A 21,248-nucleotide genomic window follows, 5' to 3' on the forward strand; every position below is an offset into this window, starting at 1 on the left:
ATAAAAGTATCAAAAGGCGGCTTCCAACTGATCCCAGCGATCCTGTGGCGGCAGGCCAAGACGCAGCCAGTTAGGATCATAGGGAAAGACACGCGACCAGACTTTATGCTGCGCCAACTGCGCCTGTGCTGCGGCGGCGTTCTGGACTTTGTATAACCGGAACAACGTCGTGCCCCCGACCAGCTCTGCCCCCTTGCCGGCCAGCAGGGTATCCAGCCGATCCGCATCGGCCTGCAATCGGGCGCGGGTCTCATCCGCCCATTCGGGATCCGACAGCGCTTCTGCCCCAACCGACAGGGCCGGGCCGGACACCTGCCAAGGGCCAAGCAGTTCTGCCAGATTGTTGATGATCTCCGGATCGCCGATGGCAAAGCCAAGACGGACACCCGCCAACCCCCAGAACTTACCAAAACTTTTGAGGATGACCGTGCCGGGTTGATCCGCGCGCATCATCATGGATCGGTCGGGGGTCACATCGGCGAAGCTTTCATCGATGATGGTGATCGGCGCGGTCAGGTCGTCCACCTGCCACAGATGGCCATCGGGGTTATTGGGCTGCACAGCCACCATGGCGTGGCTTGGGTCTTGACCCAAGTCCCAGCCCGCCGCCTGAAACGCCGCCCCGTGTTCGTTATAAGTGGGACCGGGAATATAGACCGTGCCCTGCGGCAAGACGCGGGGCAAGGCGGCAATTATTGGCGACGCACCGTTCGCGGCAAGAATGGCCGCACCATCCGGGACAGACCAGAAATGCCGGGCGAGGCTGTAAAGCCGGTCAAACGCACCTTTGTCAGGCAGTGCGGTCCACGCCTCAGCCGGAAGTCGCGGCATCGGATAGGGCACCGGGTTGATCCCTGTCGACAAATCCAGCCAGACGTCCCGCGTGCCGCCATAGGTCTTGATCGCCGCATCCAGCCCGCCGCCATGATCGCGCGCGATCGTCATTGATCATCCGGCAGGGGCAGATGGCGTGTCACGAAATGCCCTTTGACGGCTTGCGGCCAGTCCCGATAAGGCACCTGTCCGGTCTCGCTGCCCGCATGGGAAATCGCATAAGACACAATGCCAGAGGCCGATTCCGCGCTGGGCTCAAATTCACCCAGCGTGTAGCATAATTTACCCGCCGCTTGGATAGAGACATTGCAAGCCCGCGTGCATCCCATCAGGCAGGACATCCGGCGTGTTTTTACACGGGACAGGCCTGTGGCGGCGGCCTCAACCAGCGTGGCAAGCGCCTCTCCATCGGTCTGTTCCATCCCGTTTGCGTCCCAGCCCTCGCGCTTGCAGGTCTCGCAAATTGTGATCCACGTTGTCATATTGTGCCTGATATTGTTACCCTTGGCCTTTCAAGCGGATTTCGGCCGGTTTCACAAGAATACAATTTTATACCAATGTTTTTGCGCAACCTGCCCCTTACGTTAACCATTCGTTAGGCATTTACGCTGATTTGTGTACGTAGCGTTAATTTACCAGTTGTTCGGTTTAGGGTCTAAAAATGTATCAAATACCGGAGACGAAATGCGCGTCCTTATCGTTCAGAGCAACGCCAACCTGGGGCAGTTGTGGAAACGGCACCTCGAGCGGCTGGACGCGGAGGTCGTTCATGTGGACACCGGTGCGCGCGCGATCAGCCTGATCGATAGTCAGGACTTTGATGTTATCGTCCTTGATCTGGTGCTGCGCGAAGGCAGCGCGCTGACCGTTGCTGACGTTGCGCAGTTCAGACAGCCAGACGCCAATGTGGTTTTTGTGACCGACACAACCTTTTTTTCGGATGGGTCCATTTTTCGTCACAGTACAAATGCGCGCGCCTTCATTGAAACCGCGACCCCGCCGGATGATCTAGCCGAGATCGTGCATCATTACGGCAGCCCGATCACCCACGCCCATGCGGCGCAGACCAGTCTACCTGTGGATTGACCGGGACAATGCGGTGCGGATTGATCGTGTCGTGGCTATAGTGATAGTGCCGCACGATATGATCCATGTTCACTGTCGGCGCGATCCCGTCCCATTGATAAAGCTCGCGGGTAAATCCAAACAGGTTCGGATAATCCACGATCCGTTTCCGGTTACATTTGAAGTGATGGTAATAGACCATGTCGAAACGCATCAACGTGGTCCAAAGTCGCCAGTCCGCTTCGGTGATCCTATCGCCCATCAGATAGCGGTTGTCCGACAGCCTCTCTTCCAGCCAGTCCAGCGTGTCAAATAGCGGGTACACCGCGTCTTCGTAGGCTTGCTGCGAGGTCGCGAACCCGGCTTTGTAAACGCCGTTATTGACGGTATTGTAAATGCGGTCGTTCACCGGTTCCATCGCGTCGCGCAGGTCGCCGGGCCAGTAATCCGCAGAGTTGCCGGTGATCCCATCAAAGGCGCTGTTGAACATCCTGATGATCTCAGAAGATTCATTGGATACGATTGTTTCGCGTTCCTTGTCCCACAAGATCGGCACCGTGACTCGGCCCGAGATTTGCGGATCGGCCCGCAGGTAGATGTCGCGCGCGTAGGGCAGCCCGAACAGCGTGTCGCCCGTGGCCCCGTTGTCATCAGTCTGAAACGTCCAGCCATCCGACAGCATGTCCGGATGCACGGCTGAAATACCGATATGATCGGTCAGATCCTTCAGCACCCGAAACGCCAGCGCCCGATGCGCCCATGGGCAGGCATAAGATACATACAGATGATAGCGCCCGCTTTCCGCTTTGAACCCACCCTTACCCGATGGACCTGCGGACCCATCCGCGGTGATCCAGTTGCGGAATGCGGCGGTAGAGCGTTTGAACGCCCCGCCGGTCGATGATGTATCATACCAAACGTCTTGCCAAACGCCGTCCACCAATTGACCCATCAGAATGCTCCCTTGCCTTGTTGGCAGTAGACCTAGCGCATGTTTTCTGGCGAACAAACAAATATACGGGCGCAGTGATGGTGCGGTGCCGCACATCAACGCCGCATGCCGCTGTCGGGCGCAACTGTATGCACCCAATCCGCAGCGTCTCGGAAACGCGCAACGGACGCCGTATTAACCCACCCCACCGTACGGTGGTGTCCGACGAAAGTCCGACGCTTGTCCGATGGGTTTCTGACAGCCGATTTTGGCCAATGCGCCAGCGTTAACAGGGCAACGATGTTACCCTGTCCAACGTATGACATCTGAATGAATTGACGGTTACTTAGCAGAAACGCCGGAAATTACCGCCCGAGCAACCCAGCAGGCACGAAATCAGGGCGTTCGAAATCAGCCGCTGGGCCGTTTGCCACAGGCGTCAGCCATTTGAATTCAAACACACGTTCATCGCCATCAATGACTGACGACACCACAAGACATTGATACAAATGCTTTGGCCCGTCATAGATTTCAACGTGGCCGCGCAGCCGCTCTGACCCTTCCAGATCAAGCGCAAATCCTCCGTCCCAGAACCGCCGGATACGGTGGGTGTTGTCGCCGTCATGCACGACAAGGCGATCCTTGCGTTTTAGCGCCGCTTTACGTGCTTCTTCCAACCCCTGCCGGACGGCATCAGGTAAAAATTCATACATTTCAGTCCCCTCCAGACACGACCAAAAATGACGCAACAAGTGTAAATATCAAGTAACAATCCCCGCTGCGCTGCAGAAACAACTGTTTTTAAGCCTTCACGCGCGGGCGCAGCACATGCGGACGCGCCGCATCATAAAGCGCGCTGTCCGGAAATCCGTGCGAATCGGCCAACGCGGGGCCGACCATGATCAGCGCCGTCCGCGTAATTTTGGCCGCCCGTACGCTTTCGCGAATATCTGTTAAGGTTCCCCGGATAATCTGCTGATCGGGCCATCCCACGCGGTAGACGACCGCCACCGGACAGTCCGCCCCGTAATGCGGCACCAGCTGCCGTTCGATTTCGCGCAGGGCCCGAATGCCCAGATGGATCGCCAATGTGGTCTTGGTCCGGGCGAAATTTTCCAATGTCTCGCCTGCAGGCATAGAGGTCGATTTCATCGACATCCGGGTCAGCACGATGGATTGGGCGATTTCGGGGACGGTCAGCTCTGTTCCCAATGCCGCCGCCGCTGCTGCATAGGCGGGCACGCCGGGGATGATCTGATAATCAATCCCATCCGCCTTGAGCCGACGGATTTGCTCGGCAATCGCGCCATACAGCGACGGGTCGCCGGAATGGACCCGCGCAACGTCTTGGCCCTTTTCATGCGCAGCAAGAATGGCACCATGGGTTTCATCCAGCGTCATCGGCGCGGTATCCATCACCAACGCATCCTCTGGCGCGCAGGCCACGACCTCTGCCGGGACCAGCGATCCGGCATAAAGGCAGACAGGGCAGGCCCCGATCAACCGCGCTGCCTTGAGCGTCAGAAGTTCCGGATCACCCGGCCCGGCGCCAATGAAATAAACCGTCACGCGCAGCACTCCTGTTTCATTTTTATCGTGTAAATCTGACCCTTAGCCAACAGCCAAATCCCCATCAATCTTGCGGGCATAGCCGCGTGGGGTGTACATCCGTGGCCCTTCGCCAAGCTGCGCGAGCCGCGAATGGGATGACCCCACAAGCACCACGGTCAGCATGTCGACCTCATCCACTTGCAGTTCATCCAATCGGCGATAGCGCACATGTTCTTCGGGGCGACCCAGCGATGATGCCAGCATCACCGGCGTGTCTGCGGGGCGATGCTGCAACAGAATATCCCGCGCTTCGGCCAGCAAAGTGCGCCGCCGCATCGACACGGGGTTATAGAACGCAATGACGAAATCCCCCTCTGCCGCCGCGCGCAACCGCTTGACGATATCATCGCGGGGCGTCAGCAAATCCGACAGCGAAATCGCGCAGAAATCGTGGCCCAGTGGTGCGCCCGCACGGGCCGCAGCACCCTGCAATGCGCTGACACCGGGCGAGCAAATCACCTCGACCCGGCGGGCCGCATCCGACACCCCCATCTGGTCCGGCGCGCGATCCAGCAGTTCAAAAACCAGCGCACCCATCGCGTAGATGCCCGCGTCACCTGAACAAACCAGCGCAACGTTCTTGCCTTGCCCCGCCTGTTCCAGCGCATAGCGACAACGGTCTTCTTCGCCACCCAGCGGGAAATCACTGCGTTCCTTGCCGACAGCAAGCGGCCCCAGCAGATCAATATAAAGCCCATAGCCGACCAGCTCTTCTGCCTGAGACACAAGGCGCGAGACCTCTGGCGTGCGCCAGCTTGCCTGTCCGGGGCCGATGCCAACAATGGACAGCACCCCGCGTCCACGCCCTTGCAACGTGGTCAGCGGCGCGGGGGTGAGCGCTACAGCGCAGGTAGCATTTGCGGTCTTTCGCTTGGCGACGTGCAGCGTGGCCGCGGCCCCGCCTTGCGCCAATGCCGCCGCTTCTGACACCCCATGTGTGCCGACCTCGGCAAAGACCACGTCAGATGGGGTTGCCAGCCGGGGGGTTTCCCGGTCCAGCGTTGCTGCGTCGAACAGGCGTAGCGGGACGCCGAATTGCTTGGCCAATGCGATGATTGCAGGTTCATCCGCTTTCAGATCAATCGTGTTGACCGCATGGATGGCTTCGGGGGCAATATTGCCTTCGGCCAGCGTTTGCGCCACCAGTGCTGCCAATTCTGCGGTATCGCAGTTGCGGGCACAGCCCACACCCAGCGCCACACGTTGCGGCGCGAATTGCAGGTGGTTTGGCCCCAGGTCGGCCTGCGGTTCCATCGCACAGGTGATGCGGACACCGGTGCCTTGCGGCAGTGCTGCCAGCCAATCCGCATCAGCCGCCATCGGCCCGGTGACATTGGCCCCGGCCCCGGACAGCAAAAGCGCCATCGCCTCTTTCGCGTCTTGCGGGTTGACCAGCCGCCAGCCCGCAGGCGGTGCATCCAGTGCCACACCCAGCGCCACATCCCCGGCCGTCGTGACCGCAGCGACAGCACCCAGCGCCTTTGAAATCTCTGACGCGAGCCGGTTCGCCCCGCGATGCCCGCCCAGCAGCGGCACCACCACCGCACCATCGTCCGAGACAGATATAACCGGCGGTTCCGTCACCTTGTCCGCCAGTAGCGGGGCCACAGCCCGGATCAGAATGCCAGAGGCGCAGACCCCCACGATGGGCACCCCCGCCGCAAACAAATCGCGGGCGTGGTCCAAAGCATTGGCGAAATACGTGTCCGCCCGGTCGACACGGCCTTCGCGGCCATGGACCTGCGCTCCCAGAACCTTGGCCACGCGATGCGCGACGGGTTCACCAGAGCGGGACAGCGCCAGCACAACGGGTTTCAAAGCCATGGGTCGGCCCCTTTCGTCAACAGGATCATCGAAAAATATGGTGCGGCTTCAGGGGCTTCGGCCAGTGGCAAGACGACTTCTTCGGGCAGTGTCGCCCGTTCGATATAAACAGTCTGCGCGGTCAGCCCCAGCGCTTCGATCACGGCGCGGATTTTCGGCAGATGCCGCCCGACCTTCATGATCGCGACGCTTTCTGCCCCGGCGATCCGGGCGCGCAGTTCATCCTCTGGCAAGGGGCCCGGCAGGACGGTCAGCCGTTCGTTCCGCGCAGCCAGCGGCCTCCCTGCCCGTGCCGCGCAAGCGGTGACAGAGGTCACACCCGGCACGACCTCTACCCTGTAACGGTCGGACAGTCGCGCGAATAAATACATGAAAGAGCCGTAGAAAAACGGGTCGCCTTCGCACAGGCACACGACATCCTGCCCTTGATCCAGCACGGCGGCAATGCGGGTGGCACCCTCATCATACGCAGCCTGCGCCGGGGCGCGTTCCACGCTCATCGGGACATCCATGATGATCTCTTGCGTTTGCGGGGCAATCAGATCGGCAGCGATGGCGCGCGCAAAGCTCGCAGCACCTGCCAGCGTTGGATAAGCCACGACCTGCGCCTGTTCGATCAGACGGGCCGCGCGCAGGGTGATCAAATCCGGCGCACCCGGTCCCACCCCCACCCCGTAAAGCACCCCACGGGATGGTGGGAGGGGCGCATTGGCATCGCCAAAAGCGTCTCCCATCATCGCTTCACAAGGCTCCATTGTGTGACCGGCATTAAGGGACGCCAGCCTGTCAAACTGCCAACCGGCTCTGCCCGGTGCACCGAGAGTTTCACCAAATCACCGCCGTGCGATTTGTGCAGGGCGATCAGCTCTGCCTCGCTTTCCAGTGTCACCGCATTGGCCACCAAACGGCCCAGGGGGCGCAGCGCTGCCCAAGCGGCGTCAAAGGTTTCGCGACTTAGCCCGCCGCCGATGAAAATCGCATCCGGCGCATCTAGCCCGTCCAGCGCCTCTGGCACGCTGCCTTCGACCAGTTCCAGTTTGGGCACGCCAAGCCCCAGCGCATTGGCCGCCGCCATTGCACGCCGGTCAGCGCGGGGTTCGATCCCCACCGCGCGGGCATAACGCGCGGCCCGCATCCATTCGATCGCGACAGAGCCGCAGCCGCAGCCAATATCCCACAAAAGCGCCCCGCGCATTGGCATCAGTTTGGCGACCGTGGCCGCGCGCACCTCTTGCTTGGTCATTGTGCCATCAGACTGAAAAAGATGGTCCGCCAGTCCCGGCACGCGCGGCAACAATGCGGCATCAGGCGCGGCGATACATTCCACCGCCAAAGTGTTGAACGCGGGGACCGACTGGTCCCAGCTTTCGGCGATACCGTCAAACCGGGCTTCATCCTTGCCGCCCATCGCAGCCAGCACCGACATTTTCGACTGACCAAACCCCCGTTCGGTCAAAAAGCGTGCGATCTGGCCCGGTGTCTCTGCCCCGGTGGTCAGGATCAGCAGGCGGATATCGGGTTGGATAAAGGCAATCATCTGCGCCACAGGGCGACCATGCACCGTCAGCGTTTCCACATCCGGTAGCGACCAGCCCATCCGGGCGGCGGCCAGTTGGAACGCTGACAACTGCGGGTGGTAAACGATTTCAGCCGGATCAATCGCGCGCCCGATCTTGGCACCGACTGAATACCAAAGCGGATCACCAGTGGCGAGCACGACAACCCTGCGTCCCCGCAGCCCCCCTATTTGATCAATCAGCGCGTCAAACGGATGCGGCCATGCCAGACGCTCTGCTGTTAGGTTGCCCGCCAGCATATGATGCCGCTCTCCCCCGATGATGAATTCTGCGGCTTCGACCACAGCGCGGGTCGCGGGCAACAACCCCTCCATCCCGTCTTCACCGATACCGACAATGTGGAGCCAAGGATCAGACATCTTCAGGCAACCCCGCGGCCAAAGCATTCACCGCGGCCGAGGCGATCGCCGACCCGCCCCGCCGCCCGCGCAATGTGATGAAGTCACAGCCCCTTGGCTCGCGGGCCAGTTCGGCCTTGCTTTCAGCGGCCCCGACAAAGCCAACGGGAAATCCCAGAATGACCGCAGGTTTGGGCCAGCCTTGGTCCAGCAGTTCCAACAGGTGAAACAGGGCCGTCGGCGCGTTGCCGATGGCCACCACGGCGCCTTCGAGCTTGTCGCGCCACAGTTCCACCGCTGCGGCAGAGCGTGTATTTTCGATCTGCTGCGCCAGTTGCGGCACGTTTGGATCGTTCAGGGTCACGATCACCTCATTCCCGGAAGGCAGATGCCGCCGTATGATCCCCGCCCCGACCATCTCGCAATCGCAGAGCACCGGCGCACCGGCCTGTAGCGCGGCATGGCCGATCTCAGCCGCTTGCGGGGAAAAGGCGAGCCTGTCCGCGACCTCTACCATGCCACAAGCATGGATCAGCCGGGTCATCACCGGGCGCATCGTAGCTGGAAACCGGTCCAACCGCGCCTCGCTGCGCACGATGGCAAAGCTTTGGGCATAGATCGCCGTGGGGTCTGTTTCGTAGGGGCGCAATGGCGGGCCTTTGTCTGTTGCTAAAAGGGCGGGATTTGTCGAAGCCTAGCCCCGTGATTTTCTGGCGCTTTCAGGGCCGTGCGGATGATCCGCATGCGGGTAAGGCGCATGGTGATGGTCGTGATCATGATCGTGGTCATGATGATGGTGGTGGTCGTGGTGGTGATGATCGTGGCCTTGTGCTTCGAGCCGGCACAGACCAGTGCAAAAGCTGTCGCACAGGCTGCAATCACTGACGTTGGATCCCGGCGCATTTGCCCCTTGTCCTTCGACGTGGTGGTGATGGCTTTCCTGCACCGCGCCGACCTCGCCCTCAAACCCAAGCACCTGTGTGCGGTATTTGCACAGCACGCAGGTCGCGGGCGGCACAGCCCCGAAGGCCGGATGCCGCCGCTCTGCCGCGGTGATATGGTGGTGTCCGCCGTCTTCGAGCGCCAACACCTGTTCACGATAGCCGCAGATCCCGCAATTGGGCGGCGGGTTGGCCGTGTCTTGTTCCAGAATACGTTCAGCGAAGGTTTCCAGCACTTTGGGATGATCCCCAAGATAGCCCGCCTTCACAAATTGCATTTCGGGGTATTCGGCGGCGACCTGATCGGTGAACCCGTAAATCCGGTCGATCAGAATGCCCGAGAACAGGAAATAGGGAAACACGATCACACGCTTATAGGGCAGCCGTGCGACATGCTGCAAACAGGGTTCGACTAGCGGGAAGGTCACGCCGGAATAGCCGACCTCGCACCAGCCGAAACCCATGCCTTCTTGCAGCATCCGGGCGATCTTGGACACATTGCCATTCGCATCCGGGTCGGATGCACCGCGCCCGATGACGACAAGACAGGTTTCGGTCAGGGGCAGCGGGCCATATTCGGCATTGGCCGTATCCACAGCCTCTTGAATACGGGCGGCGGCGGCGGCGAGCATTTTGGGATCGACGCCAAGTTCACGGCCATATGACACCTGCATCCCATGCTTGGTCGCATAGGTGTTCAACACGGTGGGGATATCATTCTTGGTGTGCATCGCGGCAAACAACATGCCGGGAACCGCCAGAATACGGTCGCAACCCGCATCGCGCAGCTTGTCCAGCCCATCCCGCAGCACAGGGTTGGCGAATTCCAGATAGCCGTAATCGGTCAGCCAATCGTCCGGCAAATAGGCTGGCAGCTTTTCAGCCAACACCGCAAACTCGTCCACTGCGGATTGGCTGCGCGAGCCATGACCGCAGATCATCACACCTGTTTTCACGCCGCTTCCTCTTCGGGTTCCTGCTCAGGTTCCGGATCTTTGTTTTTGCCCTTCAGGGCGCCCCAGATCGCAGCAAGCCCGGCCAGACCGATGGCCGCACCGGCAACCCAATGGTCATGGCCCGCAAGTTCCCCCCAATGGCCAGGATGGGCAGAGGCCGCAGAGGCCGCAAAAATCATAGGCAGGGAAATCAGGATACGCATCGGGTCCTCCGTTTCGGCAGCAACCAGAGGCCCGGAGCATCCGGGTTATGACGACGTGACGCCTTGGTCCCCGTTTTGGGTCGACCGCCGCGTCTCCAACCGTTCTGGCCACTTTGGGCTTCGTCTGGATATGCGTATAACGTGACCGGGGCGGCGGGGCAAACCGATATGCGACAGGGGCAAGTTCGTTACGGCGACGCCGTGTAACGTTGCGCTGAGAGCAAGTGATGAAAGAGGCAAGCTTCGCCCTGCCTATGCTGACCGACACCATCATACAAATCTCAGATTTTGCGACTCGCGTAAATGCGCTTGGACATAAACCAGTCGTATACGACGAAATCAGGCAAGCTTTTCCGATATCGGATTCTTTGACACCCGCTTTATTTTAACGTTTCACCCAATCGTGGCGACTTGAATGCAAATGACATAATTTCAGCATTGACGTGGGGTGGGTTGGACTGGGTAAACGTTTCCCAAATTGTTTCTTCGTAACGGATAGGCTTTAACCAATCATCATCCTTTGGCAAAACGACCGAAGAAAGGCCTCGATCAAACGCCCATTTTGCAAACCGCACATCGACAAATTTCTGACTGTCACGCATATAATCATAACTGGGAGTGTCGCTCCCCCGCAAAATAGCTGTACCCGTTCCGATCTGGTCCACTATGACAGCAGTGTCGAGATGTCTGTAAAAGGAAAAAACTTTCCGAAAATCTGCGAGCCGTATTTTGTGCTCTTTAATATCTTCGATATCGCTGACTATACCCGCAACAAAAGCTTTCAAGACCGAAGCACGTGGACGAATTTTGCGCATCTTAATACGCGGTTTTTGGTAGATCGACCCGTGATAGGACGCCACAAATCCATTTCCTAGCTGCTTGAAACGTTCGACTGAACGCGTAACAAAATCCGCCGGGTATATGATGTCGTCGTCGATCAGGAAGACGTAATCCGCCTCAGATACATTGATATAAAATTTCCCGGCATCCTTCGTGTCTTCATGTGGAATAACTGCGTCAACGTTCGTAAACTGCGAGATTTCGGCTGGAATATCAGCATATTCGTTCAGCACCAGATTAATTTTGTCCACCTGAGGTGAAATCTGACTCAGCACCGCAACCAAACTCTCGCGCCTAGGCGGGTAAGTGGCAATATTTGCAACAATCATACGCCTCTTTTCTCTGCCAGATAGCGATCAAGCTCCGGCCTTGTCGCATGTTGAAAATAGAAAAAGTCAGCATCAAAAGGTATGGGGCGGGCGCGACCACTCCCAATTGGTAAGAATTCAAAGAAGTTGTTCAGGCACAGCTTAAGCGCCCCCTTTCTTACCCATTTATACTTTAGCAGACCAAGGTTTGCGACAAAAACGAGCACCCTGGAGGAGGCACATAAGAACTTCCATTCGGGGGAAAGTTCCGCATCTCGCATTTTTAGTGCGCACAAATTACTTATAAAATTTGGCAGCCGATCAGCTCTAACGATAAAAAACGATTGCTGGATTGGTTGCGGCGTACCCTTTCCAGCGCCGAAAATCAGCCCGTTAGTTCCCCTATCAATACAATGCTCTATAATTCCGGCACCGCCTAGCAGGCAATCTTGCTCTACATAGACAAAATACTCGCAATCAGCAGTCATCGCATAGGTTGCTGATAAGATAACTGATCGCATCCAACCGCTCCATTGCCCAATATGGTCTGTCGAATGACGTGCATTGAACGGCAAGGTAATCCAACGCACCCGATCTCGCATGTCACGTCGCGGCTTAACGGGGGCGCAGGAATCGATTACGATAATTTCGTCCGGTGATGCGTTACTGGTAATGCTTCGATACCATGTATCAAAGAATTCAACCGAGCGAATATGAGGATCACCCAATTTCTTTCGTAATGGGTTATCATCCTCGGGCGAACTTTCAGAGCTCCACCAACCGCTTCCAATGATGTAGCGTGGCTTCCTTTTTGTCGATGGCAAAGTTTTCACAGTCTTTTCACCATGCGTCATAATCTGTTCCGAGTAACTCGCCGTACTCCTCTTTGCTTGAATGGAACTTGACCTTGGGAAAGAACGGCCTGAGAGAACTTTCATACACCGCTTGAAGCTTCCCAGTTTTATTCGGAAACATATGCACTTCTCTGCCCAGCAATGCGGCCGCAATTGCGACATGCAGTCTGTTCGTATAGATGACACGATATGTCCCTACAATATCAAAAAATTCTTCTGCATCGGAGATATGGGTTCCCTCATTGCTAACATCTCGGTTGTTCTTAGGTATTGGAATATCTGTTTTCTCGCGATCTTCGCGAAATAGGTAACCTACAGATTTAGAGATGAGGCGTGGCTTTGGCTCTAAATAAAATGCCATATCGTGGCAGAAGGGCGCGTCTGGCGCGACTAGCTTGCTGTCGGTTTCGTCCCGTCTCCATAGTGTCAAGTTACCAGTCGGTATGCGAAGCGCTAGAGTTAATGAGGAAGGCATTATAAAGGTATGTCGAAAACGGCTCGCGGCAAGTTCGAGTTCTTTCGGTCTATCATAAAACGGGTAAAGCGCACCAGATCCAGTGAATATCGCCTTTTTCGGGCTAAGAATAGACCGAAGCCGATCATTTAGTTTAGGTGGCTTGCAAAGCTGTTTGACGGAAATACGTTTTATGCGAATACCAATATCATCGAAGAATTTCGCTTGTCCTGCAAGTATAAGTGCGTCACCCCAGTTTCCCGTATTTACAATCTCAACCAATTCCCCGCCGTCAGCATATTCCAGCAAGGATTCGGCAAGTTTTTTGAAACAGGATTCGTTCCTGAGCGTCGTTCTTTTCATCAATATTGGCCTCCACCAATAAATTGTAAAATTATTTAGTTTCGCGACTGAATGTCATATAAGTTAGATTGGTGTATGGCACATAACTTCCACCGAATAAAATACTACGTCAAAGCGCGCTAACCTTACCGCAATCGCGGGGGCCGGATTGGTGGTTGGCCGGTCATGTTGATGACGCAGGTCTCGTACACCTCGATCGGGTCGCGGCCGCGCAGGTAGTCGGCACTAAGCCCGATGCTGGCCCCCGCAAAGGGACCACCGTTTGAACTGGCGCCCAGGGTGATCCCCACATCAGGCGCTTGGGCCGCGCGGGCCCGTTCTTCGCACCGCTCTGCCGCGCGTTCGGGCGTGACCGGCCCGCAGGCGGCCAGCCCCAGAAGGCCCAGCACGACTGCGGTCCGCCGCATCAGCTGCCCCCCAGAACGAAAGCAGCAAGCGCGTTATCGGCAGCACAGCGTACCGTATCGGGCCGCGTTGCGATATCGAGGATCAGGCTTGATGTCTCGGCCGATGGTCCAACGACTGCGGCTTCGGCAATCGTGTAAACCTCTGTGATTTCGGCATTATCAATAATACAATCGGTCATCAGCGCGGTATTCGTGCCGGGGAACCGGCTTTCCAGCGTGCGATTCACGACGCCCTTGGCCGCATCGCGCGCGACACGGTCCGCATCCCCCGCGCTACATGCGGTGAGTGCGGCGACGCCAAGCGCCATGATCAGAGACAAACGCATCAGAAAGTCCTTTCCTTGGGTGCGATTTTCTCTGCCTTGATACCACCTTCGGCCTCGGTCGTCAGCGGGTCGGTGATGACGGGGCGGTAGGTGAGCGTGACCTTGCTGTCGCTGACATTCGCAATCGTGTGTACGCGCCAGTTTTCGTCGTCGCGGGTGGCGTAATCTTCATGGGCGTGAGCGCCCCGGCTTTCCTTGCGCGCCTCTGCACTGACAATTGTCGCCAGCGCGTTGGGCATCAGGTTGGTCAGTTCCAGCGTTTCCATCAGGTCGCTGTTCCAGACAAGGCTGCGGTCGGTGACTTTCAGATCGCCCATCTTGCCCGCAATGTCGGTCATCTTGGCAACGCCTTCGCCCAGCGTTTTGTCCGTGCGGAACACGGCTGCGTCAGCCTGCATTGCCCTTTGCATTTCCAGCCGCAGATCAGCCGTTGGCGTATTGCCATCCGCGTGGCGCAGCGTGTCGAAGCGGTCAAAGCAGCTATCAATCGACGCTTGGTGCAGCGTCGGGTTGGCCGATGCCGGATCGACAACCTCTCCTGCGCGGATCGCGGCGGCACGCCCAAAGACCACAAGGTCGATCAGGCTGTTGGACCCAAGCCGGTTCGCCCCATGCACAGAGGCGCAGCCCGCTTCGCCCACAGCCATCAGGCCGGGCACGATGCGTGTGGGATCGTCCTTGGTCGGGTTCAGCACCTCGCCCATGTAGTTGGTCGGAATGCCGCCCATGTTGTAGTGGACCGTTGGCAGAACCGGAATCGGTTCTTTGGTCACATCCACACCAGCAAAGATGCGGGCGGATTCAGAGATGCCCGGCAGCCGTTCGGCCAGCGCCTCTTTCGGGAGGTGGTTGAGGTTCAGGTGGATATGGTCGCCGTTGCCCCCGACGCCGCGCCCTTCACGAATTTCCATCGTCATGCAACGGCTGACATAGTCACGCGGCGCGAGGTCTTTGTAGTTGGGCGCGTAACGTTCCATGAAACGTTCCCCTTCGGAGTTCGTCAGATAACCGCCCTCGCCACGCGCGCCTTCGGTGATCAGACAGCCGGCGCCATAGATGCCGGTGGGGTGGAATTGCACGAATTCCATATCTTGCAGGGGCAACCCCTGCCGCGCGACCATGCCGCCACCGTCACCGGTACAAGTGTGCGCGGATGTGGCGCTGAAATAGGCCCGGCCATAGCCGCCGGTGGCCAGCACCACGGTCTTGGCGTTGAACACATGCATCGTGCCATCATCCAGCTTCCACGCGATCACACCCTGACAGACGCCATCGGCGGACATGATCAGATCGAGCGCGAAATACTCGATATAGAATTCAGCCTTTTGCTTGAGCGACTGCCCATATAGCGTGTGCAGGATCGCATGGCCGGTCCGGTCGGCGGCGGCGCAGGTGCGCTGCACGGGGGGGCCTTCGCCAAATTCGGTGGTGTGGCCGCCAAAGGGGCGCTGGTAGATCTTGCCCTCTTCCGTACGGGAAAACGGCACGCCGTAATGTTCCAGCTCGTACACTGCCTTGGGCGCTTCACGGGCGAGGTATTCCATCGCGTCGGTATCACCCAGCCAGTCAGACCCTTTGACAGTGTCGTACATGTGCCATTGCCAGCTATCGGGGCCCATGTTGCCCAGCGATGCGGCGATCCCGCCTTGTGCGGCGACGGTGTGCGACCGTGTTGGGAAAACCTTGGAGATACAGGCCGTCCGCAGCCCCTGCTCTGCCAGACCCAGCGTTGCGCGCAGCCCGGCACCGCCAGCCCCCACCACGATTGCGTCATAGGTATGGGTTTCGTATTCGTATGCAGCCATGTGTCAGATGCTCCGGAAAATCAAAGGGCGATGCGTACGATTGCGAAAACCGCAAACGCCGCCGCAGCGTAGGACAGGCAGTTCAGCCCGATGATCAGTGCCTTGCGGGTTGTCCCGCCGGTGTAATCCTCGACCGTCATGCGTGCGCCATTGGCGAAGTGGTTGAAGCCGACCAGCATGGTCAACAAAGCCACAACAGCTGGGAAGGGACGCTGGTAATAGGCGATAACCTCTTCATAGGGCGATCCAAGAATGGCCCCGAAGGTAAAGACAAACAGCACGACGAGCGGCAGCAGCGCCACCGATGTCACCGTCATGTGCCAGTGGTGTTCCGTGCCGGATTTGGCTGATCCCAGCCCGTTGGCGCGTTTGCGATCCGTGATAAATGCCATGGTTCGCCCCTCAGAGTACAATTGCAACAAAGATGGTCAGCAGCACCGAAGCCACCAGCGCGCCCTGCGCGTAGAGCTCTGATTGCTCGACCTCAAGCATCCGGCCTGAGTCCCAGATCAGGTGCCGCACACCAAACAGCGTGTGATACCATAGCGCCCAGACGGACAGGAACAGGACCAGATCACCGAACCAGCTGGTCAGAAAACCGTTAGCCGTGGCAAATGCCTCTGGCCCGCTGGAAGCGGCCACGAACCACCATGTGATCATCAGCGCCGCCACAAGCAGCGAAAGACCAGTGATACGGGTGAAGATCGAAGTCATCGACGTCCATTGAGGTCGATAATATTGTCCGATCATGAACGGGGACAAAGGGCGGTTGCCCTGTTTGTTGTCGGCCATGAATGTTTCCTTCGTTGGCTTGGCTGCCGAGAGCGGTGGCACCATTTTGCCTTTTCTGCACCATTCCGCAGGCAGAGTCACGCAGGCGCGGATGGATAAACCGTGAAAAAGTGACGCAATATCCGGGAAAACCTGTTCGCGTGATCACAGCGCGAAATTGTGTGATCACAAAAGGACGTTAATGCAGCTCATTCAAGATGGCGCTGATCGAAGAATTATAGGTGAACTCTAGCATCCGCACCTGACCGTCAACCTCTGCCCCGACAAGATGCAAGGCCAGTGGCACGTCACTGCCTTTGGGAAAGTAGAAGACGACCTCTTGGATAAACGACGGTTCTTCCCGCCGTTGCAGGATTGTCCGGCACCGATCAAAGCCGCGTGGTTCAAAGACGGACAGCGGGCCGAAGAGCCGCTCATACTCTGCGTCCATATTCGGGATATAGTCATCAACCAGATTGGCAAAGGCCCGATAGTCGGTGCGTAGAAAGGCGGTTTTGGCCGCCTCGAATGTTGCGATATCCGCGTCGGTTGAAGGTTCGCAGGATTGGGCGGCCGCAGCGATGGGCAGCAGCGCGGCGCAGGTGAGGGCAAGCAGGTTTTTCATAGCTTTATGAATGCCTAAGACCCGCATGCACGCAAGGTAAAGCCCGCCATCACAGCGTTACTTGGCCTGACTATTGCAGTTCGGGCACGGTCACACAGGCATCAGCGCCCAGTAATCCAGATCAAGCAAAACATCGGGATGATACTTTCCATCCTCACCGCGCAAAACGCCTGCGCCCCCTTTTGTCGCGACCAGCCGCAAACGGACCGCGCCGACGCCGGGGGCCTGAGTTTCGGCTGTGTCCAGCACCTCTGACCAAGCGCGGACCGTATCGCCCGCAAAGCAAGGGTTCGCATGAGCGCCGCCATTCAGCGCCACGATCATCTGCGCATTGGCCAGCCCGTTAAAGGACAGCGCGCGCGCCAAAGAAATGATGTGACCGCCATAGATCAGCCGCTTGCCATCCGTGCGGTTGGTCGCGTCGAAATGGACCTTGGCGGTGTTCTGCCAGAGGCGCGTGGCCAGCATATGCTCTGCCTCTTCAATCGTCACGCCGTCCACATGGTCGATAATCTCGCCCACACTATAGTCACCCAGCCGGTGCGGCTCGCCCGCTAGCGCGAAATCATAGCTGGTAAAGTCCAGCCCGTGCGGAATGACCAAATCAGCGGGGGCGACCACGGTGGATAGCACCGGGATTACAGGCTCTGGTGCTGTGCTATCGCTGCGCTTGCGGACCATGACCCAGCGCACATAGCTCATCAGCACTTCGCCATGCTGGTTGCGCCCCGTGGTATGCACCCAGACGACACCGCTTTTGCCGTTTGAATTTTGCTTGACGCCGATCACCTCTGACGTGGCGGTGATCGTGTCCCCCGGCCAAAGCGGGGTGATCCAACGCCCCTCGGCATAGCCCAGATTAGCCACCGCGTTCAGCGATACGTCGGGCACGGTTTTACCAAAGACCGTGTGAAAAGTTACCAGATCATCCAGCGGGCTGAACGGCAATCCGCAGCTTTGGGCGAATTGGTCCGACGAATGCAACGCATGCCGCGCCGGATAAAGCGCATGGTACAGCGCCCGCTCGCCCATTTTGATCGTACGCGGTACGGCATGGGTGATCACATCGCCGACAGCGTAATCCTCAAAGAACCGGCCCGGGTTGGTCTTGGTCATTGCTGGCCAAGCTTCAGATCAGCGGAATAAGGCACATCGACCTCTTTGGTCACCGCCTGCCCGCAGCGCATCACCCCATTGGCCTGATCAAAGGCATAGGTCGGGCTGCCATGCAGCAGCCAGCCTTTTGACAAAGCCTCTGACACTTTGTGGCAAAAGGCCGATGTGTCGTCTTCGGTCAGTAGTCTATAAAGTGTCGTCATTTTATCCCCAGGGCTGCACGCCCAATGCATAGTGAATACCCATCACGACTACCACGACGACCAGCGTCACAACAATCGCTACGATTTCCTTGCGCCGTGGCGCGCGCGGCGGTGGTGTCCACGGGCCCTCCTGCGCGTTGATAACCAGCATCTCTGTCACCGCCCAGGCAAGCAAGCCGCCAAACAGGACAAAAGATGGTGTGTCGCCATTGACCAGCACATGCGCAATCGCCCAGATCGAAAACCCTGTCAGCTGCGGGTGGCGTATCTTTGTTCCCAGCCAGACCTTGGCCCCTTTCGCGGCACTTGCCGCATAGAAATAGAAAGCCACGATCATCAGCAAGTTGTTGATCCCCACCAACATCGGGCTGCGGCCCCAGAAAAACGCGCCATCGGCAGCGCGGTAGCCCAGCACCATCAGCACAACGCTAAGAATCAAAAGCACAGCGATCAGACCATTACCACGATTGCCCAACCGCGCCCGCGCCTCGGGCGCAAGGCGTTTGAACAGATGTGCGCCCCACCAAAGGGTGACACCGATAATCAGCAAACTCATGGATTCTCCAATGCGGCGATGGCGTCAGCTTTCGCCAAGGTCGCGCGGGCAGTGACAATATGCAAGTTCTCCACGATGCGCCCATCCACGACGGCCACCCCCTGCCCTGCGGCCTCGGTCTCTTCGAAGGCAGCGATCTGGCGTTTTGCGAGGTCAATTTCCGCATCCGTCGGGGCAAAAGCGTCATTGGCGACAGCGACCTGCACCGGGTGGATCAGGGTTTTGCCGTCAAAGCCAAGGTCACGCCCTTCTGCGCATTCGGCGCGCAACCCGTCTTCATCCTTGAACGCATTATAGACACCATCCAGCGCAACAACCCCGGCGGCCCGCGCCGCCAGCAAGCAAAGCTGCAAGGAGGTCATCAACGCCGCACGGTTGCGCGAATTCAGATCTTTTGCCAGATCATTGGTCCCCAGCACGAAACCAGCGATCCGGGGATGGGCGGCAATGGCGGGTGCGTTCAGGATGCCTTGCGGCGTTTCCATCATCGCCCAGATCGGCAGGTGGGGGATCAGGGCCGCTAGCCTATCCACATCATCCGGGCTGTTGACCTTGGGCAGCAGGACCGCGTCGCAATCCATCGTGGAAACTGCGGCCGCATCCGCCCCACCCCATTCCGTATCAAGGCCATTGATGCGCACAATCCGCAAGCGCGACCCGTACCCACCTGTCGCCAAAGCCGCCTGCAAGGTTTCCCGGGCGCTGACCTTGGCATCAGCCGTCACTGCGTCTTCAAGATCGAACAGGATCACATCCACGGGCAGGCCGCGCGCCTTGTCCAGCGCACGCTCTTTCGAGCCGGGAATATAGAGGGCAGAACGGTAGGGGCGATGATCCATCTTAACCTCTTGGTAATATTGTTGCGTAGAGATGTTCAGAAATTTACGGTTAATTCAACTCAAATTTGCCGCGACGCAGCAAAAACCATCCGCCGTCACGGTGTGTTAACCAATTCGCCGCATATTGAAGGAAGAATTTCACGCACATTCCGACTGCGACAGATCATCAGCCGCGGTCCCCATCGCTTAAAGGTGACAAAAATGAAGCAGAAATTTTTTCTCATGTCCTTCGGGATCAGCGCCCTGATGCTTGCGGCCGGCCATGCCAATGCGCAGTCGCGCAATTGCGCGGAACATACCGCCGTGGTCGAACGGTTGGCCGCAAACTATGGGGAAAGCCGACAATCAATCGGGCTTGGCTCTGACAATTCAGTGGTTGAGGTATTCGCGTCTGCCGAAACGGGCAGCTGGACCATCACGGTCACCCGCCCAGGCGGGCCAACATGCCTTGTCGCGGCGGGTCAGTCGTTCCAACAGCTTGGTGAGGCGCTTCCCATGATGGATCAGGGAACCTGAAACAAGGCCGCAGCGCTGTATTGATTAGCGGCCCGTGCCTTGGTTCGGTGCGGGAAAATACTGCGTAATGCGGCAAGAATTGGCCTGCCGCAAAATATTGAAAACAGAATGAAACCTTTCGTCGGATCGGGTGTTCACTTCTCACAAGACGATTGCATCACGTTTGCTGTCGTCATCGAGAAATGTGAAAGGAAACACTATGAAATCCCTTCTGACAACAACCGCCCTGACTGTATTTGTTGGTACCGCTGCTTTTGCACAAAGCGTGTCCACCGACACGAATGCCGAAGCTGGCACCGATCTGTCCGCACAAGTGGGCAACCAGGCCATCACTGCTGAAGGCAATGCAACTGCGCAAGTTGATGCAGAAGCTGAAACCGACCTGATGGATCACGCAAATAACGCTGTGACCGAAACGGGTAACGCCCTTGAAGACGGCGCAGAAGCAACAGGCAATGCCCTTGCCGAAGCTGGCGAAGAAGTTGAACAAGGCGTCGAAGCAACCGGTAACGCAATCGCCGAAGCCGGTGCAGAAGTCGAAGCTGGTGCTGAGAACCTGTTCGCGGGCGCAAGCAGCCAGATCACAAGCCCCAAAATCGAATCTGGTGCATATGTATCTGCACACACCGAAACCATGACACTGGCCGACCTTGAAGGCACCGTTGTCTATGACATCAACGACGAAGAAATCGGCGAAATCAGCGAAGTGATGCTGAGCGCAAATGGCGCGGTCGACAAAGCCGTGATCGACGTAGGTGGCTTCATCGGTATTGGTGAGAAATCTGTGGCTGTTCCATTCAGCCAAATCGCCCTAATGACACCTGCTGTCGAAGCAGAAGCCAACGCTGGCGTTGAAGCAAATGCTGAAGTTGTCGCTTATGTCGACAGCACGCAGGAAGAACTGGAAGCACTGCCAGAAGTTGAATGATATCAACGGGCGCGATCACGTTTAGCATCGCGTGACAAAGACCCCTCGGCATCCGCC

The 21,248-nt window shown here is 58.0% G+C and carries 27 protein-coding genes; 3 read left to right on the plus strand and 24 right to left on the minus strand.

What is annotated here, in order from left to right:
• Window positions 1-9: 9 nt before the first annotated feature.
• A complete protein-coding gene (locus tag ACJ5NV_RS01600) occupies window positions 10-945 on the minus strand; it encodes a threonine-phosphate decarboxylase (protein ID WP_411641804.1) in 936 nt (311 codons plus the stop codon).
• On the minus strand, window positions 942-1,316 hold the full coding sequence (locus ACJ5NV_RS01605) for a DUF1636 family protein (protein ID WP_411641806.1): 375 nt from the start codon (window positions 1,314-1,316) through the stop codon (window positions 942-944). Before ACJ5NV_RS01605 ends, ACJ5NV_RS01600 begins: the two co-directional genes overlap by 4 nt.
• A 202-nt stretch (window positions 1,317-1,518) precedes the next feature.
• On the opposite strand from ACJ5NV_RS01605, the gene ACJ5NV_RS01610 reads away from it, so the two are divergent.
• Entirely contained in the window at window positions 1,519-1,920 is a 402-nt protein-coding gene (locus tag ACJ5NV_RS01610) for a response regulator (RefSeq protein ID WP_411641808.1), read from the plus strand.
• Here the strand turns inward: ACJ5NV_RS01610 and ACJ5NV_RS01615 are convergent.
• From ACJ5NV_RS01615 to ACJ5NV_RS01720, 22 genes are all read right to left on the minus strand, one after another.
• Complete coding sequence (locus ACJ5NV_RS01615; RefSeq protein ID WP_411641810.1) at window positions 1,877-2,851, minus strand: glutathione S-transferase family protein; 975 nt, start codon at window positions 2,849-2,851, stop codon at window positions 1,877-1,879. The two genes, ACJ5NV_RS01610 and ACJ5NV_RS01615, sit on opposite strands and share 44 nt — an antisense overlap.
• Before the next feature lie 344 nt (window positions 2,852-3,195).
• Window positions 3,196-3,543, minus strand: coding sequence for a hypothetical protein (locus ACJ5NV_RS01620; protein ID WP_411641812.1), 348 nt, complete (start codon window positions 3,541-3,543; stop codon window positions 3,196-3,198).
• A gap of 88 nt (window positions 3,544-3,631) precedes the next feature.
• A complete protein-coding gene (gene cobM, locus ACJ5NV_RS01625) occupies window positions 3,632-4,399 on the minus strand; it encodes a precorrin-4 C(11)-methyltransferase (RefSeq protein ID WP_411641814.1) in 768 nt (255 codons plus the stop codon).
• Between the two features lie 42 nt (window positions 4,400-4,441).
• Window positions 4,442-6,265 carry a precorrin-3B C(17)-methyltransferase gene (gene cobJ / locus ACJ5NV_RS01630; RefSeq protein ID WP_411641816.1) on the minus strand — a complete coding sequence of 608 codons (1,824 nt, stop codon included), beginning with the start codon at window positions 6,263-6,265 and terminating at the stop codon, window positions 4,442-4,444.
• Window positions 6,256-7,002 (minus strand): precorrin-2 C(20)-methyltransferase, encoded by a 747-nt coding sequence (cobI, locus tag ACJ5NV_RS01635; protein ID WP_411641818.1) that lies wholly within the window; start codon window positions 7,000-7,002, stop codon window positions 6,256-6,258. Before cobI ends, cobJ begins: the two co-directional genes overlap by 10 nt.
• Window positions 6,999-8,201, minus strand: a complete 1,203-nt coding sequence (gene cbiE / locus ACJ5NV_RS01640; RefSeq protein ID WP_411641820.1) for a precorrin-6y C5,15-methyltransferase (decarboxylating) subunit CbiE — start codon at window positions 8,199-8,201, stop codon at window positions 6,999-7,001. Before cbiE ends, cobI begins: the two co-directional genes overlap by 4 nt.
• Window positions 8,194-8,829 carry a precorrin-8X methylmutase gene (locus ACJ5NV_RS01645; protein WP_411641821.1) on the minus strand — a complete coding sequence of 212 codons (636 nt, stop codon included), beginning with the start codon at window positions 8,827-8,829 and terminating at the stop codon, window positions 8,194-8,196. Before ACJ5NV_RS01645 ends, cbiE begins: the two co-directional genes overlap by 8 nt.
• A 45-nt stretch (window positions 8,830-8,874) precedes the next feature.
• Entirely contained in the window at window positions 8,875-10,077 is a 1,203-nt protein-coding gene (locus ACJ5NV_RS01650) for a sirohydrochlorin chelatase (protein WP_411641823.1), read from the minus strand.
• Window positions 10,074-10,280 (minus strand): DUF6732 family protein, encoded by a 207-nt coding sequence (locus ACJ5NV_RS01655; RefSeq protein WP_411641825.1) that lies wholly within the window; start codon window positions 10,278-10,280, stop codon window positions 10,074-10,076. The genes ACJ5NV_RS01650 and ACJ5NV_RS01655 overlap by 4 nt, the downstream gene beginning before the upstream one ends.
• A 380-nt stretch (window positions 10,281-10,660) precedes the next feature.
• The gene (locus tag ACJ5NV_RS01660; RefSeq protein ID WP_411641827.1) at window positions 10,661-11,449 is read right to left on the minus strand and encodes a hypothetical protein; all 789 of its coding nucleotides are present in this window, start codon (window positions 11,447-11,449) and stop codon (window positions 10,661-10,663) included.
• On the minus strand, window positions 11,446-12,282 hold the full coding sequence (locus tag ACJ5NV_RS01665; RefSeq protein WP_411641828.1) for a hypothetical protein: 837 nt from the start codon (window positions 12,280-12,282) through the stop codon (window positions 11,446-11,448). Before ACJ5NV_RS01665 ends, ACJ5NV_RS01660 begins: the two co-directional genes overlap by 4 nt.
• Window positions 12,269-13,099, minus strand: coding sequence for a polysaccharide pyruvyl transferase family protein (locus ACJ5NV_RS01670; RefSeq protein ID WP_411641830.1), 831 nt, complete (start codon window positions 13,097-13,099; stop codon window positions 12,269-12,271). The genes ACJ5NV_RS01665 and ACJ5NV_RS01670 overlap by 14 nt, the downstream gene beginning before the upstream one ends.
• A 125-nt stretch (window positions 13,100-13,224) precedes the next feature.
• Entirely contained in the window at window positions 13,225-13,506 is a 282-nt protein-coding gene (locus ACJ5NV_RS01675) for a hypothetical protein (protein WP_411641831.1), read from the minus strand.
• On the minus strand, window positions 13,506-13,832 hold the full coding sequence (locus tag ACJ5NV_RS01680) for a succinate dehydrogenase (RefSeq protein WP_411641832.1): 327 nt from the start codon (window positions 13,830-13,832) through the stop codon (window positions 13,506-13,508). The genes ACJ5NV_RS01675 and ACJ5NV_RS01680 overlap by 1 nt, the downstream gene beginning before the upstream one ends.
• The gene (sdhA, locus tag ACJ5NV_RS01685; protein WP_411641833.1) at window positions 13,832-15,637 is read right to left on the minus strand and encodes a succinate dehydrogenase flavoprotein subunit; all 1,806 of its coding nucleotides are present in this window, start codon (window positions 15,635-15,637) and stop codon (window positions 13,832-13,834) included. Before sdhA ends, ACJ5NV_RS01680 begins: the two co-directional genes overlap by 1 nt.
• 20 nt (window positions 15,638-15,657) lie before the next feature.
• Window positions 15,658-16,029: a succinate dehydrogenase, hydrophobic membrane anchor protein gene (gene sdhD / locus ACJ5NV_RS01690; RefSeq protein WP_411641834.1), complete on the minus strand. Its 372-nt coding sequence runs from the start codon at window positions 16,027-16,029 to the stop codon at window positions 15,658-15,660.
• A 10-nt stretch (window positions 16,030-16,039) separates the two neighbouring features.
• On the minus strand, window positions 16,040-16,429 hold the full coding sequence (sdhC, locus tag ACJ5NV_RS01695) for a succinate dehydrogenase, cytochrome b556 subunit (protein ID WP_411641837.1): 390 nt from the start codon (window positions 16,427-16,429) through the stop codon (window positions 16,040-16,042).
• A gap of 178 nt (window positions 16,430-16,607) precedes the next feature.
• On the minus strand, window positions 16,608-17,033 hold the full coding sequence (locus tag ACJ5NV_RS01700; protein ID WP_411641838.1) for a hypothetical protein: 426 nt from the start codon (window positions 17,031-17,033) through the stop codon (window positions 16,608-16,610).
• Between the two features lie 90 nt (window positions 17,034-17,123).
• Window positions 17,124-18,149, minus strand: a complete 1,026-nt coding sequence (locus ACJ5NV_RS01705; RefSeq protein WP_411641839.1) for a MaoC family dehydratase — start codon at window positions 18,147-18,149, stop codon at window positions 17,124-17,126.
• Complete coding sequence (locus ACJ5NV_RS01710) at window positions 18,146-18,352, minus strand: DUF1737 domain-containing protein (protein WP_411641841.1); 207 nt, start codon at window positions 18,350-18,352, stop codon at window positions 18,146-18,148. Before ACJ5NV_RS01710 ends, ACJ5NV_RS01705 begins: the two co-directional genes overlap by 4 nt.
• Window position 18,353: 1 nt before the next feature.
• Complete coding sequence (locus ACJ5NV_RS01715; RefSeq protein ID WP_411641842.1) at window positions 18,354-18,908, minus strand: NnrU family protein; 555 nt, start codon at window positions 18,906-18,908, stop codon at window positions 18,354-18,356.
• Window positions 18,905-19,747 carry an HpcH/HpaI aldolase/citrate lyase family protein gene (locus ACJ5NV_RS01720; protein WP_411641844.1) on the minus strand — a complete coding sequence of 281 codons (843 nt, stop codon included), beginning with the start codon at window positions 19,745-19,747 and terminating at the stop codon, window positions 18,905-18,907. The genes ACJ5NV_RS01715 and ACJ5NV_RS01720 overlap by 4 nt, the downstream gene beginning before the upstream one ends.
• 201 nt (window positions 19,748-19,948) lie before the next feature.
• On the opposite strand from ACJ5NV_RS01720, the gene ACJ5NV_RS01725 reads away from it, so the two are divergent.
• Window positions 19,949-20,263 carry a hypothetical protein gene (locus ACJ5NV_RS01725; protein WP_411641846.1) on the plus strand — a complete coding sequence of 105 codons (315 nt, stop codon included), beginning with the start codon at window positions 19,949-19,951 and terminating at the stop codon, window positions 20,261-20,263.
• A gap of 199 nt (window positions 20,264-20,462) precedes the next feature.
• On the plus strand, window positions 20,463-21,191 hold the full coding sequence (locus tag ACJ5NV_RS01730) for a PRC-barrel domain-containing protein (RefSeq protein ID WP_411641848.1): 729 nt from the start codon (window positions 20,463-20,465) through the stop codon (window positions 21,189-21,191).
• The last annotated feature ends 57 nt before the right edge of the window (window positions 21,192-21,248 follow it).

Origin of the sequence: Loktanella agnita (assembly GCF_046640325.1) — a bacterium.
Lineage (GTDB): Bacteria > Pseudomonadota > Alphaproteobacteria > Rhodobacterales > Rhodobacteraceae > Yoonia > Yoonia agnita.